The following is a 12,862-nucleotide window of genomic DNA, read 5'->3' as shown; positions in this document are numbered from 1 at the left end:
GAGCGCGTGACAGCCGTCCGACGGGTGTTTTTGCCCGTGGCGTTCCTGTCTCGGGTATGGCCTCGTCCCGCGATTCAGCGCCGTCGTTCGACTCCGGGGACCGGTCGGGGACCCCGTTACCGTCGCCCCGACAGACACCCAGTACGATCTATCAGATACAGATCGCGCTGTTGCGCTCACAGGTGGCCACGCTGGAAACCGCGCTCGAACAGGAACGCGAACATCGGCAGGCCGTCGTCGACCGGTACGAGCGCCTTCTCCACGGGGAATAACCCGGAACTGGCTGTCAGAAAATTCCGCTGTGTTACTCGTCGCCGAGTTCGACGTAGGTCGTTTCGATGATGCGGCTATCGTCGTTGAGTCGCTCGATGATGTCCTGTGGCGGCTGTTCGTCGAGGTTGTAGACGGACAGGGCCTCCCCGCCGATGGTCTCGCGGCCGTTGAACATCCCGGCGATGTTGATGTCGGCTTCACCGAGCACCGTGCCAATGAACCCGATGGTGCCCGGCTCGTCGCGGTTGCGGACGACCAGCATGTGCCCGTGGGGGACGGCCTCGATGCGGTGGTCGTCGATACGGACGATGCGGGGCTCCTCGCCGCCGAACTGGGTCCCACAGACGGAGACGGACTCCTCGCCGTCGGAGACGGTGACGGTGATGAGGCTCTGGTAGTCTTCGGAGGTTCGGGTTTTGGACTCAGTCACGTCGATGCCACGGTCCTTGGCTATCTGCGGGGCGTTGACGGCGTTGACTTGCAGGTCCGAGGGCGCGAACACACCCTTCAGCGCGCTGGCGGTGACGTACTCTACGTCTTCCTCGGCGATGTCGCCGGCGTAGGTGACCTGCACTTCGGACATGTGGCCGCCGAACAGCTGGACCGCGATGCGACCGGCAGTGTCGGCGAGGTCGAGGTACGGTCCGACCTGTTTGAACGTCGCCTCGTCCAGCGACGGCGCGTTCAGAGCGTTGGCAACGGGCTGGCCGTTGGCCGCAGCGATAATCTGGTCGGCCGTGGAGGTGGCGACGTTCTCCTGTGCGGCCTCCGTCGACGCGCCCAGATGGGGCGTGACAATGATGTCATCGACATCGAGGAGGGGGCTGTCGTCTGGCAGCGGTTCCTCGCCGAACACGTCCAGTGCAGCGCCTTTCAGAACGCCGTCCTCAACGGCTTCGGCAAGGGCCGGCTCGTCGATGATGCCGCCGCGGGCACAGTTGACGACGTAGCCGCCGTCGAGCAGGGCGAGTTCGTCCTCGCCGATCATGTTCTCGGTCTCGGGGGTCAGTGGCGTGTGGATCGTGATGAAGTCGGACTTGGCGAGGCAGTCCTCAAGATCATCGACCAGTTCCGCGCCGAACTGATCGGCGCGCTCCTGACTGATGTAGGGGTCGAACGTGACGATATCCATGCCGAGGCCGCCCAGCCGTTTGGCGACCTGCTGGCCGACGCGGCCGAAGCCGACGACGCCGAGCGTCTTGTTGTTGACTTCCGTGCCGAGGAACTCGCCTTTGGCCCATTCGCCGCTTTTCAGGCGGTCGTGGGCCTGTGGGATGGACCGGGCAGTGGCAAACGCCATTGCGACAGAGTGTTCTGCAGCGGCGCGGACGTTGCCTTCGGGGGCGTTAGCAACGATGACGCCGTGATCGGTGGCGGCGTCGATGTCGATGTTGTCCACGCCGATGCCGGCCCGGCCGACGATGATGAGGTCGGGCGCGGCCGCAAACACTTCTTCAGTGACTTCGGTGCCCGAGCGGACGATGAGCGCGTTCGCGTCGGCCACCGCATCGAGGAGTGCGTCGCCCTCGACCTCGTAGGCTGTTTCGACATCGTGGCCCGCCTCACGGAGTCGCGTGAGACCGGCGTCAGCGATAGGGTCCGTAACGAGTACCTTCATACCGAATCGAACTTACTGGGGCGGCATAACGCTTGTTTTCTCCGTCCGCGCAAATGCGTACAGGGACTCGGTGGGGAGCAGCAACGCCGCTAACGCAGTACCGTCTCGGGCAGAGCCACTGAAAAAACGAACCGACAGACAACACCTATCGCCAGGCCGGGAGCGAGGCAGCGTCTGCGAGCGGGGTTGTGAGATAGGCGTCGTCTCGGGTCACGTCAGCGAGGATAAACTGGTCCGTTGGACCCTCTTCGACGGACGCCATGATGTCTCCGTCCGCGACCATCTCAACCGGAGCGACAGTATCCGACTCCATGCATGACAATATGTAACAACCATATAAAAACTTAGCGAAACCCATAGAGGGCAGGAGTATGATCCAGAGCCAACTGTCTGACAATAGTTCGTATCCTGTCAGTACTGGGACGAGATGGTTCGTGGCCCAATACGGACAGGGCCTTACATCTCAACCATTAGAGTCTGTCTCCGCAGTTCTATTCATACCCAGATTCGGAATTTCAATATGACAGAAGACGTAGTTGTTTTCGGGGCGGTGCAGTCCTTGGGTTTCCGAGATGGCGTCTGCGCGGTCGTCGGCGATAGCCGATGGCCGCCCGGCGTGCTACCCGGATGCCGAAAACGGACGGATGTTAAGGACTTAGTAGATGCGGGAAGGAAGTTCTGGCAGTATGAACGTCGCAGACGCTATGACGCCACGCTCGGAGGTCGTCACGGTCACCATCCCTGGGACCCGTGATGACGCACTGGAGTACCTCCAGGAGCAGGCTTTCTCGTCGGTCCCGGTTATCAAGGAGACCGACGACGGCGAGGAGTTCAGAGGGATTATTTCACGCGATGCACTCATCGAGAGCCCCGACGAGGACCAGCTGGCCCTGCTTGTCGAGGAAGTCCCGGCGATCAGTGGGGACACATCTATCGAGGCTGCCGCACAGGTGATGGTCGAAGACGGCGAGCGCCGCCTCCCCATCGTCGACGGCGAGCTCAAAGGTATCATCACAGTGACCGACGTGATTCGGTCCATCGCCAACGGCAACGTTGACGGCGACAAGGTCGTCGACGAACTCGCCAACCGCGACATCAACTGCGTGTACGAGGGGACGCCACTGACCGTCGCCGAACGGGAGCTCTCCCACGCGAACGTCCCATACGGCGTCGTGCTCGGCGACGATGGCGACATGTCGGGGATGCTCACCGAGGTCGACATCATCGCGGTCGCCCGCGTCGTCGAGGGTGAGGACGACACCGGCGACTCCATCGCCAATCAGGACGACGACTGGGCCTGGGAAGGCATCAAAGCCGTTGGCGGACGGTACATGCCCACTCGTAACGTCGAACTTCCGGCTGAACCCGTCCACGAGTTCATGACCGCCGATGTCGTGACGGTGAACAAGCGCCGCACCGCTGAGGAGGCGGCACAGCTGATGATCGAACACGATATCGAGCAGATCCCGCTGCTGTCTGGTGACGAACTCACCGGCATCGTACGGGATATCGACCTGCTGCGAGGCCTATGAGCGAAGGCGAACGCCTCACCGAGCTGGCCAAGCGTCGCGGCTTCTACTTCCCCTCTTCGAGCGCCTACGGCGGCGCGGCGGGCTTCTGGACCTACGGGCCACAGGGCGCTGCCCTGAAATCGAACATCGAGGACGCCTGGCGGGACCGCTACGTCGTCAAGGAAGGCCACCAAGAGATCTCCGCCCCCGACGTGATGCCCGAGCCCGTCTTCGAGGCGTCGGGCCACCTCGACGGCTTCGACGACATGATCGTCGAATGTGGCGAGTGCGGTGCGACCCACCGCGCGGACCACCTCGTTGAGGATAATACGGACATCGAAGAGGCCGAATCGCTCCCCAACGAGGAAGTGATGGACCTCATCGCCGAGCACGGGATCGAATGTCCCTCCTGTCACACGTCCCTGGCCGACCAGCCGGTCGACAACTTCAACCTGATGTTCGAGACCAACATCGGGCCAGGGTCGTCGTCGCCGGGCTATCTCCGCCCGGAGACTGCACAGGGCATCTTCGTCGAGTTTCCGCAACTCTCCGAGTACGCCCGGAATCAGCTTCCCTTCGGCGTCGCACAGATCGGGAAGGCCTACCGCAACGAGATTTCCCCGCGAAAATCGCTCGTCCGCGTCCGGGAGTTCACACAGGCCGAACTGGAGCACTTCGTCGACCCCGAGGAAGACGAACCGCCGCTGGCCGAGGTTGAGGACGTGGTGCTCCCACTGTACGCCGCCGCCGAACAACAGACCGATGACGGCGGCCAGCGCGAACTCACGGTCCGCGAGGCCGTCGACGAGGATATCGTCGAGAGCGAGTGGGTCGCCTACTACCTCGGCGTCTCCAAAGAGTGGTACGAGCGCATCGGCGTCGACATGGACCGCTTCCGGTACCGCCAGCACCTCGCGGGCGAACGCGCCCACTACGCCTCAGACTGCTGGGACGCCGAGAGCGAGGTTGATGGCGACTGGATCGAGATCACCGGTTTCGCCTATCGGGGCGACTACGACCTCTCGAAACACGCCAAACATTCCGGCGAGGACTACACGGTATTCAAGCAGTACGACGAGCCGATTACCGTCGACCGCGCCACCGTCGACCCCGACATGAGCTACCTCGGGCCGGAGTTCGGCGGGTCGGCCGGCGCGGTCGCCGACGCGCTCGAAGCACTGGCCGAGCGGAATCCGGACGCTTTCGACGACGACGAGGTTACCGTCGAGGTTGACGGCAAGTCCCACACTGTCCCCGTTGACAAGACGAACTTCAGCGTCGACGAGGTCACCGAGAACGGCGAGCACATCCGCCCACACGTTGTCGAACCCTCTTTCGGCGTGGGCCGGATTATTTACACCGTCCTCGCACATTCCTACGAGACCGACGAGGTCGACGGCGAGGAGCGCACCTACCTCGGCCTCCCGCCGGAGCAGGCCCCGACGACGGTCGGCGTCTTCCCGCTGATGGACAAGGACGGAATGGACGACCTCGCGACCGACATCGCCGACGACCTCCGGGCCGCCGGCCTCTCGGTCACCTACGACGACTCCGGGGCTATCGGCCGGCGCTACCGCCGGCAGGACGAGGTCGGGACGCCCTACTGCGTGACGGTGGACTACGAGAGCCTGGAGGACGATAGCGAGGCGCAACGCGCCTCGGACAGCGCGAGCAGCGCGGAACCTCGTTCCGCGAACCGTTCGAGCGGGCAGAGCCCGCGAGAAGACGGCGATGAGCCGCGAGCGGGAACGGTCACAGTACGCGAGCGCGACACGACCGAGCAGAAACGGCTCCCCATCGACGGGCTGGCGGAGACGCTCGAACAGCTCAGCACCGGCGACCGCACCTTCGACGACCTGTAGATGGCCGACGAGGTCTCCCGGCGGCTCGTCCACGTCACCGGCGCGGCGGTCCCGCTTGCGCATCTGCTCCGGCCGGACCTGATTACGTGGCGCGTCGTCCAGGGATTCCTGACTGTGGCGCTGGTCGTCGTGTGTGTGCTCGAGGCGGTGCGGCTGACGACCGGACTGGACTGGGTCGTGTACGACCGACTCACCCGCGAGTACGAGCAGGACAACCCCGCCGGCTACGCGCTGTACATCGTCGGGATAGCCATCGTCGCCTTCGCCGTCGAACTCCCGGGTATGACCGAGACGATTGCCGTCCCGGCGATGCTGATGCTTGCCGTCGGCGACCCCATCAGCGGGCTGCTGGGTTCCAGCGATGCCAGCAACATCAAACAGGCCTGGGTCCTGCTGGTGATGTTCGGCGTCTGCACGCTGCTCGCCGCGCCGTTCGTTCCCCCCGCCGCCGCCATCCTTGGTGGCGTCGCGGCGACGTTCGCCGACGGCGTCAAGCCCCGCATCGCCGGCTACGTCGTCGACGACAACTTCTCGATTCCGGTGCTTGGCGCACTGGCCATGTGGGTCGGCGTCCAGTACCTGCCCGGAATCGGGCTCTGAGCCCGTTCGTTCACTTTCACCGCGGTATCTGAACCCTTAACCACCGCCGGGACAAACGCGTGGGTAATGGCGACCACCGACGCCGGTGGCGAACACGTCGAACGCCCGCTGGTGACGCCGGAGTTCCTGGAGAACCGCCGCTACCAGACCGAACTGGCGGAGACGGCGAGCGGAGACCACACGCTCGTCTGTCTGCCGACCGGGCTGGGCAAGACGACCGTCTCGCTGCTGGTGACCGCCGAGCGGCTCAACGCCGTCGGCGGGAAGTCACTCATGCTGGCCCCGACGAAGCCGCTGGTCCAGCAACACGCCGAGTTCTACCGCGAAGCGCTCGAACTGGACGACGAGGACGTCGTCGTGTTCACCGGCGAGGTCCGACCCGACGACCGGGCCGCGCTCTGGGACGACGCCCGCATCGTTATCGCGACGCCACAGGTCGTCGAAAACGACCTCGTGGGCAACCGCATCTCCCTTGCCGACGTAACCCACTGCACCTTCGACGAGTGTCACCGGGCGACCGGCGACTACGCCTACAACTACATCGCCGACCGCTACCACGCCGACGCGGAGAACCCGCTGGTAACGGGGATGAGCGCCTCTCCCGGGGACGACGAGGAAACCATCCTCGAAGTGTGTGAGAACCTCGGCCTGTCAGATGTTGCCGTGATGACCGAAAACGACGCCGATGTGGCCGAGTACACCCACGACACCAGCGTCGACTGGAAACGCATCGAACTCCCCGAGGTCGTCGTGGAAATCCGCGACGCCATCAACGAAGTCATCAAAGACCGCCTGTCGCAGTTGAAAGAACTCGGCGTCACGGACAAGTCCTCGGCGGACATCTCCGAGCGCGAAATTCAGCAGATTCAGGGCCAGTTGCGGGACCTGATGAACAACGACCAGAGCGAGGGGTATCAGGGGATGAGTCTCCTCGCCGAGATCCGGAAGCTCCGGACCGCCGTTACCTACGTCGAGACCCAGAGCGTCGAGTCCCTGCGGCGGTACTTCGAGCGCCTGAAGGAGGCCGCTCGCTCTTCCGGGGCGTCCAAGGCCGACCAGCGCCTCGTCAGCGAGCCAAAGGTCCGCGAAGCGATGCGGAAGGCCGAATCCTACAACGACCTGCACCCGAAGTTCCGCCAGACCCGGATGTTGCTCGCGGAGACGCTCGGTATCGAGAACGGCGAGCGCGTCATCGTGTTCACCGAATCGCGGGACACCGCCGAGACGCTCGTTGACTTCCTCTCGGACCACTTCACGACACAGAAGTTCGTCGGACAGAGCGACACCGACGGCAGCGAGGGGATGACACAGACCCAGCAACAGGAGACGCTGGACCGGTTCCGCAACGGCGAGTTCGAGGTGCTCGTCTCGACATCCGTCGCCGAGGAGGGCCTAGACGTGCCAGAGGTCGACCTCGTACTGTTCTACGAACCGGTGCCGACCGCGATTCGGGCCATCCAGCGGAAAGGCCGGACCGGACGACAGGCCGAGGGTCGCGTCGTCGTCCTGCTGGCCGAGGACACCCGCGATGAGGCGTACTTCTGGAAGGCTCGCAACGACCAGAAGCGGATGAAACGCGAACTGAACGAACTGAAAAGCGTCGCCGGTGAACTGGAGGCCCGCCTCAACCAGACCGGTCTCGACGACTACGAGGACGGCGAGGGGACCGCTTCGAGTGGAACCGGCGGGGATGAAACCGCCACACGGAGCGGTGATTCCACCGGAAACGAGAGGGGTAGCGGAGCTAACAAATCAGCCGATGCGGACAGTGGGAGTGACGGACAGGCTGGTCTGGACGCCTTCGCAGACGACCCGTTAGAAGCGGCCGATGGCGATGAGGGAGCGGCCGAAGTCGACAGCGAAGCGACGACGCGCGACGAAGGGAACGCCGGGACTGCGGGCGGGGGGACTGCCGCGACGACAGACGACGAAGGAACGGTCGCCAGCGCCGGCCGCGACAGTGAGGACGACCCCGTCGAAATCGTCGCCGACCAGCGGGAACTCGACTCGAACATCGCCCGGGACCTCTCGACACGGGACGGTATCGAGACCCGACTCGAAACGCTGGCCGTCGGCGACTACGTCCTCTCGGACCGCGTGGTCGTCGAGCGCAAGACCGTCGCTGACTTCATGGATACACTGACGGGCGGCGACCGATCGATGTTCGAGCAGGTCGGAGACGCCACACGCAATTACGGGCGGCCCGTCGTCATCATCGAAGGCGAGGATCTTTTCGGTGCGCGCAACGTCCACCACAAGGCGATTCAGGGCGCGCTCGCGTCGCTGGCGGTCGATTTCGGCGCGAGCGTGTTGCGGACCAGCGACGAGGACGAGACCGCCGACCTGCTGGAAGTCATCGCCGGGCGGGAGCAGGAGACCGCCGACCGCGAGGTGAGCGTCCACGGCGAGAAACAGTCGAAGACGCTGCCCGAACAACAGGAGTACGTCGTGGCCGCAATCGCCGAAGTCGGACCGGTGACCGCCCGCACGCTACTGGAGTCCTTCGGGAGCGTCGAAGCGGTGATGACCGCCGACAAAGACGACCTGCTGGAGGTATCCGGCATCGGCGATGTAACAGCCGACCGGATTCGGGAAGTCATCGCCAGCGACTACGAACCCTAGAACCGCGCTGCATCCAGCGCTTCCGCCGCTTCTCGGGCCGCCTGCAGATGCTCGCGGGCCTCGCGTGGGTTCTCGGTCGCCGCGGCGCGCTCGGCGAAGCGGTGAACTGTTTCAGCCAGTAACGCAGACGCCGCATCCAGATTTGCCGCAACGTCACCGGTCCCGCCTTCGGATGGCGTTGGCTGTCGAGCGGAAACGGGGGGGTTCTGTGACGCTGTCCCACGCGGCTGGTCGTTCGAACTCTGGCCGCTAGGCTCCGACGAAACACCTGTTCGAGCAGTCTGTGACGCTGGCTCCGAGTGGTCGGACTGCCGAGTCGACTGAGCACCCCCCGCTTCAGGTGGAGCGGTCGAGTCGTCCGTCGTGTCCGGCGCACTCGCAGCCGCCTCGTCACCATCGCCGAACTGGACGCGGGCCTCGTCGCTGGGGTCGGCAACCTCGATCTGGTCACCGTCGTCGGTCTGGCCCTCCTGTTCGTCAGCATCCGACGGGTCCGCCCCGCTGGCCTGTGTATCGCGAGCGACCGGCTTCTGGCAGGTGGGGCAGAACTCCTGACCGTCATGCCGGAAGATGGGGTCGCCACACTCGCTGCAGTGGGCGTTCGTCATCGTCGCGCCCTTCAACAGGAGTTCGCTCATTTGCTCGGTCGCCGCCCGGTTGTCCTCCTCTTGCTCGAACTTCTCGCGGAGTTTCTCGCGTTCGGCTTCCTTGTCGAAGTCGCTCATACGAGTCACAACGCCACGGGGCTGAAAACAGTTTACGGGTGCGAGATGTCGATATCGCCTGAACGATATCCGTCGGAATTGGGGTTTCGACACGTTTAACGTTCGCGCCCGAGCCTTTTCGAATGGTATGACAAAGGTAAGCGTAGTCGGCGCAGCCGGAACGGTCGGCGCAGCCGCAGGGTACAACATCGCGCTCCGTGACATCGCTGACGAGGTCGTCTTCGTGGATATCCCGGACAAGGAAGACGACACGGTCGGGCAGGCCGCTGACACGAACCACGGCATCGCCTACGATTCGAACACGCGCGTCCGCCAGGGCGGCTACGAGGATACTGCCGGCTCAGACGTGGTAGTCATCACGGCCGGGATTCCTCGCCAGCCCGGCCAGACACGTATCGACCTCGCGGGCGACAACGCGCCCATCATGGAGGACATCCAGTCCTCACTGGACGAACACAACGACGACTACATCTCGCTGACCACCTCGAACCCCGTCGACCTGCTCAACCGCCACCTCTACGAGGCCGGCGACCGCTCGCGCGAGCAGGTCATCGGCTTCGGCGGCCGACTGGACTCCGCGCGGTTCCGTTACGTCCTGAGCGAGGAGTTCGACGCCCCGGTTCAGAACGTCGAAGGAACGATCCTCGGGGAACACGGCGACGCACAGGTTCCCGTGTTCTCGAAGGTCCGCGTTGACGGCACCGACCCCGAATTCAGCGGGGACGAGAAAGAGCAGCTGCTCGGCGACCTGCAGGAATCGGCGATGGACGTCATCGAGCGCAAGGGCGCGACCGAGTGGGGGCCAGCCCGCGGTGTCGCACATATGGTCGAAGCCATCCTCCACGACACCGGTGAAGTACTGCCGGCTTCGGTCAAGCTAGAGGGTGAGTTCGGGCACGAGGACACTGCCTTCGGTGTCCCGGTCCGTCTCGGGAGCAACGGCGTCGAAGAGATCGTCGAGTGGGATCTTGACGACTACGAGCAGGACCTGATGGCCGACGCTGCCGAGAAGCTCTCGGACCAGTACGACAAAATCTCGTAACCAGATATTACTCGCGGTCGGCAGGGTCCGAGACGGCACCCGTCCCAAATATTATTTTGCCTCGCCAGCGGTGTGGAGACGCGGCTGTCACTGCGAGGGGCGCTCTCTGACAAACAGTGGCCGTTACGCGGGCTCGTCCTGCTCGTCAAGCAAGTCGCTATCGCGTCCGTCGTCATCGATATCAGCACCGAGGAGTGATGCCCACTCTTCGAGGTGTGAGTCCGATGTCGAGAGTTCTCGGTGGTTCATGGCGTTATCCGAAGCATCCACGGCATATTATATAATGGTTGTGCCCGTATTGATACATAATGCTGTATGCAGCGGTTCTACGGGGTAATCCGGGATTGGCGAATCACAAAAAGCGCCGAGAAGACCGTGACAATCACTCGGAGCGGATGGTTTCCGGGACCTGAATGGAGTAGTGCCCGTCTTCCTGCAGTGCGATGATGTACTCCTCGCGGTCGTACAGTTCCATCAGGTTCAGTTCGTACTGGCCGGGTTCCAGCACCTTGATGGACTCGAACTGGTCGTTGAGCTCCGCGCGCAGTTCCTCCAGGTCGGGTCGGTCCTCCTGGTCTGGTTCCGTCGGTGGGTCGGGGTCCGCACCGACAGGACGGAACTGGTGCTCTGATTCGGACGCCGACGGCGCGTCGGATGGGAGTTCGTCTGGCTCGACAATATCACCGCGGGCACTGGCCTGAGCTGAATCCTCAGCCGCAGACGCACGGTCGGGTTCGGTCGACGGCGAGCCGGACGTGTGGGATGGGTCACTCGGCTGTGCATCAGCCGACCGGTCGGCGTCGAGATGGGACTGCTCGGCGGGACGGTCCCCGTCCGTAGTGGAGCCACTGACGAAGTCGCGCACCGAGGCGGCGGTCTTGCCGACGGTACGGGCGACAGTGCTGTCAGGTCCCGGTGGTTCCGGTGGCTCCGCATCCGGCGTCTCGGAGATGTCGGCCCCCTCGGGCTGATACTGGAACTTGTTCCCGCCGCAGTTGGGACAGCCCGAGAGCATCTCCTTCGACCCGTCGTCGAAGCCACGGCCACAGTCCGTACACTGGTGGGGCATTATTTCCGGGAGACGAGGGCGCTGATGAGCGTTTCGTCCTTGTGGAGCGTCTCTATCTGGTTCGCCGGCCCGATGACTGTCAGCTTCTGGGTCGACTGTTTGCCCATCAGCCGGTCGAGGATGCTGGCGTCGGCGGCCTCGGACTTAGGGTAGGTCTCGATTTCGATGCCGTTGAACTCGTCGGGGCTGATCTCCGTCATCGTCACTTCGATCAGGCGGGACTCCTCGTCGGGTGAGAGTCCCTCTTCGAGGATGACGATGTTGCCGTCACGAACCCCGTCGAGAATCATTCGGATCTTCTCCATCGAGGCCAGCCCGGCCATACGTTCGCCGCTGATGAGGTCGATCTGGACGCCGTCGTCTGGGTCTTTGACTTCTGCCATTATATCACCCGAAGTACTCCGCGATTTTGTCGTAGACTTCGTCCATGTTGTCGCCCTCAAGCGCTGACAGCGGAATCGTCTCGTGCTGGGGGTAGGCGTTTCGGATGCGCTGAACCGAAGACTCCTCCAGGTCGATCTTGTTTGCGAGGATCAACACCGGAAGGTCCTGACTCTCGATGATCCCGATGAGCATGGTGTTGACCTGCGTGAACGGATCGGTCGCGGAGTCAAGCACGTAAATGACGCCGTCGACATCCTCGCGGAGCCAGTGCATCGCTTCGGCGACACCCTCAGTCGCTTCGCGGGAGCGACGGACGGCGTCGTCTTTCTCCATGTCGTGTTCGAGGAACTCGGTGTAATCGACTTTCGTCGTCACGCCCGGCGTGTCGACGATATCGATTGTCACTTTCTTCCCGTCGCGTTCGATTTCAACGTTCTCCTTTCGGCGCGCACGACGAGTCTCGTGGGGAACGTGACTCTCCGGGCCGACGGCGTCGCCGGTCCAGTCTCGTGCAATGCGGTTCGCCAACGTCGTCTTGCCGGCGTTCGGCGGGCCGTAGATTCCGATACGCTTCGGATCCTCTTCGGAGAACAGTGTCGATGCCGCACGTGAAATGCTATCTTTGAGGTTTGTTAACAATCCCATCCTATCCTCCCGCCGCCCGGAGTCGTCCGGTATGGCGGCTCTGCCCGTAAAAGATAGGCGAATTCACTTAAGCCTACGTCAGACATGAGTTTTCTTTTTGACATGAGGAGGCATATCATGGCATAGACCAGCGTGCGGGCGTTGCTACGGGTGTGGAACGGTTGGTGGGGAGCTGTTCGGGTGGAGTCCGGTCATCCGAAACCAGACAATTTAGATTTGGGTGCCCCATCCTAGCCCCCCACCCCTTCGTTTCAAGTGGAACGCCATGCACCCCTGGGGAGGGGTGGGAGAATCGCCGGTCGAATCGGGAGTGCACCAGTTGTTCAGAGCAGCGCGATTCGTGACTTCACTAGCTAGAGCGGCCTAGACACTAGAAAACTGTACACTAACCCCTACTAGCTATTTGTTTTATCTGGTACGGCTCTGGTTTATATGATATCGTATTAAGTCTTTCCCATTTCTAGAAGACACAATCGGCCTCCCCACCCCCTCCCCCCGGGCCTGTTTCCTG

Annotated in this window: 13 protein-coding genes; 6 read left to right on the top strand and 7 right to left on the bottom strand. The window is 63.2% G+C overall.

Going from position 1 to position 12,862, the window contains the following annotated elements; all coding sequences use genetic code 11:
- Positions 1-56 precede the first annotated feature (56 nt).
- Positions 57-272: a hypothetical protein gene (locus BDK61_RS02145; RefSeq protein WP_004959918.1), complete on the top strand. Its 216-nt coding sequence runs from the start codon at positions 57-59 to the stop codon at positions 270-272.
- A 32-nt stretch (positions 273-304) separates the two neighbouring features.
- On the opposite strand, the gene serA is transcribed toward BDK61_RS02145, so the two are convergent.
- Positions 305-1,891 (bottom strand): phosphoglycerate dehydrogenase, encoded by a 1,587-nt coding sequence (serA, locus tag BDK61_RS02140; RefSeq protein WP_004959922.1) that lies wholly within the window; start codon positions 1,889-1,891, stop codon positions 305-307.
- A gap of 145 nt (positions 1,892-2,036) precedes the next feature.
- Positions 2,037-2,204 carry a DUF7556 family protein gene (locus tag BDK61_RS23225; protein ID WP_004959925.1) on the bottom strand — a complete coding sequence of 56 codons (168 nt, stop codon included), beginning with the start codon at positions 2,202-2,204 and terminating at the stop codon, positions 2,037-2,039.
- A 373-nt stretch (positions 2,205-2,577) separates the two neighbouring features.
- Between BDK61_RS23225 and BDK61_RS02135 the strand changes: the two genes are divergently transcribed.
- From BDK61_RS02135 to BDK61_RS02120, 4 genes are all read left to right on the top strand, one after another.
- Positions 2,578-3,423, top strand: coding sequence for a CBS domain-containing protein (locus BDK61_RS02135; protein WP_004959928.1), 846 nt, complete (start codon positions 2,578-2,580; stop codon positions 3,421-3,423).
- A complete protein-coding gene (gene glyS, locus BDK61_RS02130; RefSeq protein ID WP_121302172.1) occupies positions 3,420-5,264 on the top strand; it encodes a glycine--tRNA ligase in 1,845 nt (614 codons plus the stop codon). Before BDK61_RS02135 ends, glyS begins: the two co-directional genes overlap by 4 nt.
- A complete protein-coding gene (locus BDK61_RS02125; RefSeq protein ID WP_007189566.1) occupies positions 5,265-5,864 on the top strand; it encodes a diacylglycerol/polyprenol kinase family protein in 600 nt (199 codons plus the stop codon). It abuts the gene before it with no gap.
- Between the two features lie 66 nt (positions 5,865-5,930).
- On the top strand, positions 5,931-8,486 hold the full coding sequence (locus tag BDK61_RS02120) for a DEAD/DEAH box helicase (protein ID WP_121302171.1): 2,556 nt from the start codon (positions 5,931-5,933) through the stop codon (positions 8,484-8,486).
- Here BDK61_RS02120 and BDK61_RS02115 read toward each other — a convergent pair.
- Positions 8,483-9,211 (bottom strand): Sjogren's syndrome/scleroderma autoantigen 1 family protein, encoded by a 729-nt coding sequence (locus BDK61_RS02115; protein WP_121302170.1) that lies wholly within the window; start codon positions 9,209-9,211, stop codon positions 8,483-8,485. The two genes, BDK61_RS02120 and BDK61_RS02115, sit on opposite strands and share 4 nt — an antisense overlap.
- A gap of 127 nt (positions 9,212-9,338) precedes the next feature.
- On the opposite strand from BDK61_RS02115, the gene mdh reads away from it, so the two are divergent.
- The gene (gene mdh / locus BDK61_RS02110; protein ID WP_004959949.1) at positions 9,339-10,253 is read left to right on the top strand and encodes a malate dehydrogenase; all 915 of its coding nucleotides are present in this window, start codon (positions 9,339-9,341) and stop codon (positions 10,251-10,253) included.
- 123 nt (positions 10,254-10,376) lie between these two features.
- Here the strand turns inward: mdh and BDK61_RS24110 are convergent, their stop codons facing one another.
- The 4 genes from BDK61_RS24110 to BDK61_RS02095 form a co-directional block, all read right to left on the bottom strand.
- A complete protein-coding gene (locus BDK61_RS24110; protein WP_004959952.1) occupies positions 10,377-10,502 on the bottom strand; it encodes a hypothetical protein in 126 nt (41 codons plus the stop codon).
- Positions 10,503-10,635: 133 nt separating this feature from the next.
- On the bottom strand, positions 10,636-11,322 hold the full coding sequence (locus BDK61_RS02105; protein WP_121302169.1) for an OapC/ArvC family zinc-ribbon domain-containing protein: 687 nt from the start codon (positions 11,320-11,322) through the stop codon (positions 10,636-10,638).
- Entirely contained in the window at positions 11,322-11,705 is a 384-nt protein-coding gene (locus BDK61_RS02100; protein WP_004517591.1) for a DUF2073 domain-containing protein, read from the bottom strand. The genes BDK61_RS02105 and BDK61_RS02100 overlap by 1 nt, the downstream gene beginning before the upstream one ends.
- Positions 11,706-11,709: 4 nt before the next feature.
- Complete coding sequence (locus tag BDK61_RS02095) at positions 11,710-12,351, bottom strand: Era-like GTP-binding protein (RefSeq protein WP_004590329.1); 642 nt, start codon at positions 12,349-12,351, stop codon at positions 11,710-11,712.
- Positions 12,352-12,862 lie beyond the last annotated feature (511 nt).

Origin of the sequence: Haloarcula quadrata (assembly GCF_003634715.1) — an archaeon.
Lineage (GTDB): Archaea > Halobacteriota > Halobacteria > Halobacteriales > Haloarculaceae > Haloarcula > Haloarcula marismortui.
This window is presented reverse-complemented; position numbering and strand designations above follow the sequence as displayed.

Excerpts from the sequence above, each read along its gene's own strand:
- BDK61_RS02145 (WP_004959918.1), top strand. The coding sequence starts at position 57 with ATGGCCTCGTCCCGCGATTCAGCGCCGTCGTTCGACTCCGGGGACCGG.
- serA (WP_004959922.1), bottom strand. The coding sequence starts at position 1,891 with ATGAAGGTACTCGTTACGGACCCTATCGCTGACGCCGGTCTCACGCGA.
- BDK61_RS23225 (WP_004959925.1), bottom strand. The coding sequence starts at position 2,204 with ATGGAGTCGGATACTGTCGCTCCGGTTGAGATGGTCGCGGACGGAGAC.
- BDK61_RS02135 (WP_004959928.1), top strand. The coding sequence starts at position 2,578 with ATGAACGTCGCAGACGCTATGACGCCACGCTCGGAGGTCGTCACGGTC.
- glyS (WP_121302172.1), top strand. The coding sequence starts at position 3,420 with ATGAGCGAAGGCGAACGCCTCACCGAGCTGGCCAAGCGTCGCGGCTTC.
- BDK61_RS02125 (WP_007189566.1), top strand. The coding sequence starts at position 5,265 with ATGGCCGACGAGGTCTCCCGGCGGCTCGTCCACGTCACCGGCGCGGCG.
- BDK61_RS02120 (WP_121302171.1), top strand. The coding sequence starts at position 5,931 with ATGGCGACCACCGACGCCGGTGGCGAACACGTCGAACGCCCGCTGGTG.
- BDK61_RS02115 (WP_121302170.1), bottom strand. The coding sequence starts at position 9,211 with ATGAGCGACTTCGACAAGGAAGCCGAACGCGAGAAACTCCGCGAGAAG.
- mdh (WP_004959949.1), top strand. The coding sequence starts at position 9,339 with ATGACAAAGGTAAGCGTAGTCGGCGCAGCCGGAACGGTCGGCGCAGCC.
- BDK61_RS24110 (WP_004959952.1), bottom strand. The coding sequence starts at position 10,502 with ATGAACCACCGAGAACTCTCGACATCGGACTCACACCTCGAAGAGTGG.
- BDK61_RS02105 (WP_121302169.1), bottom strand. The coding sequence starts at position 11,322 with ATGCCCCACCAGTGTACGGACTGTGGCCGTGGCTTCGACGACGGGTCG.
- BDK61_RS02100 (WP_004517591.1), bottom strand. The coding sequence starts at position 11,705 with ATGGCAGAAGTCAAAGACCCAGACGACGGCGTCCAGATCGACCTCATC.
- BDK61_RS02095 (WP_004590329.1), bottom strand. The coding sequence starts at position 12,351 with ATGGGATTGTTAACAAACCTCAAAGATAGCATTTCACGTGCGGCATCG.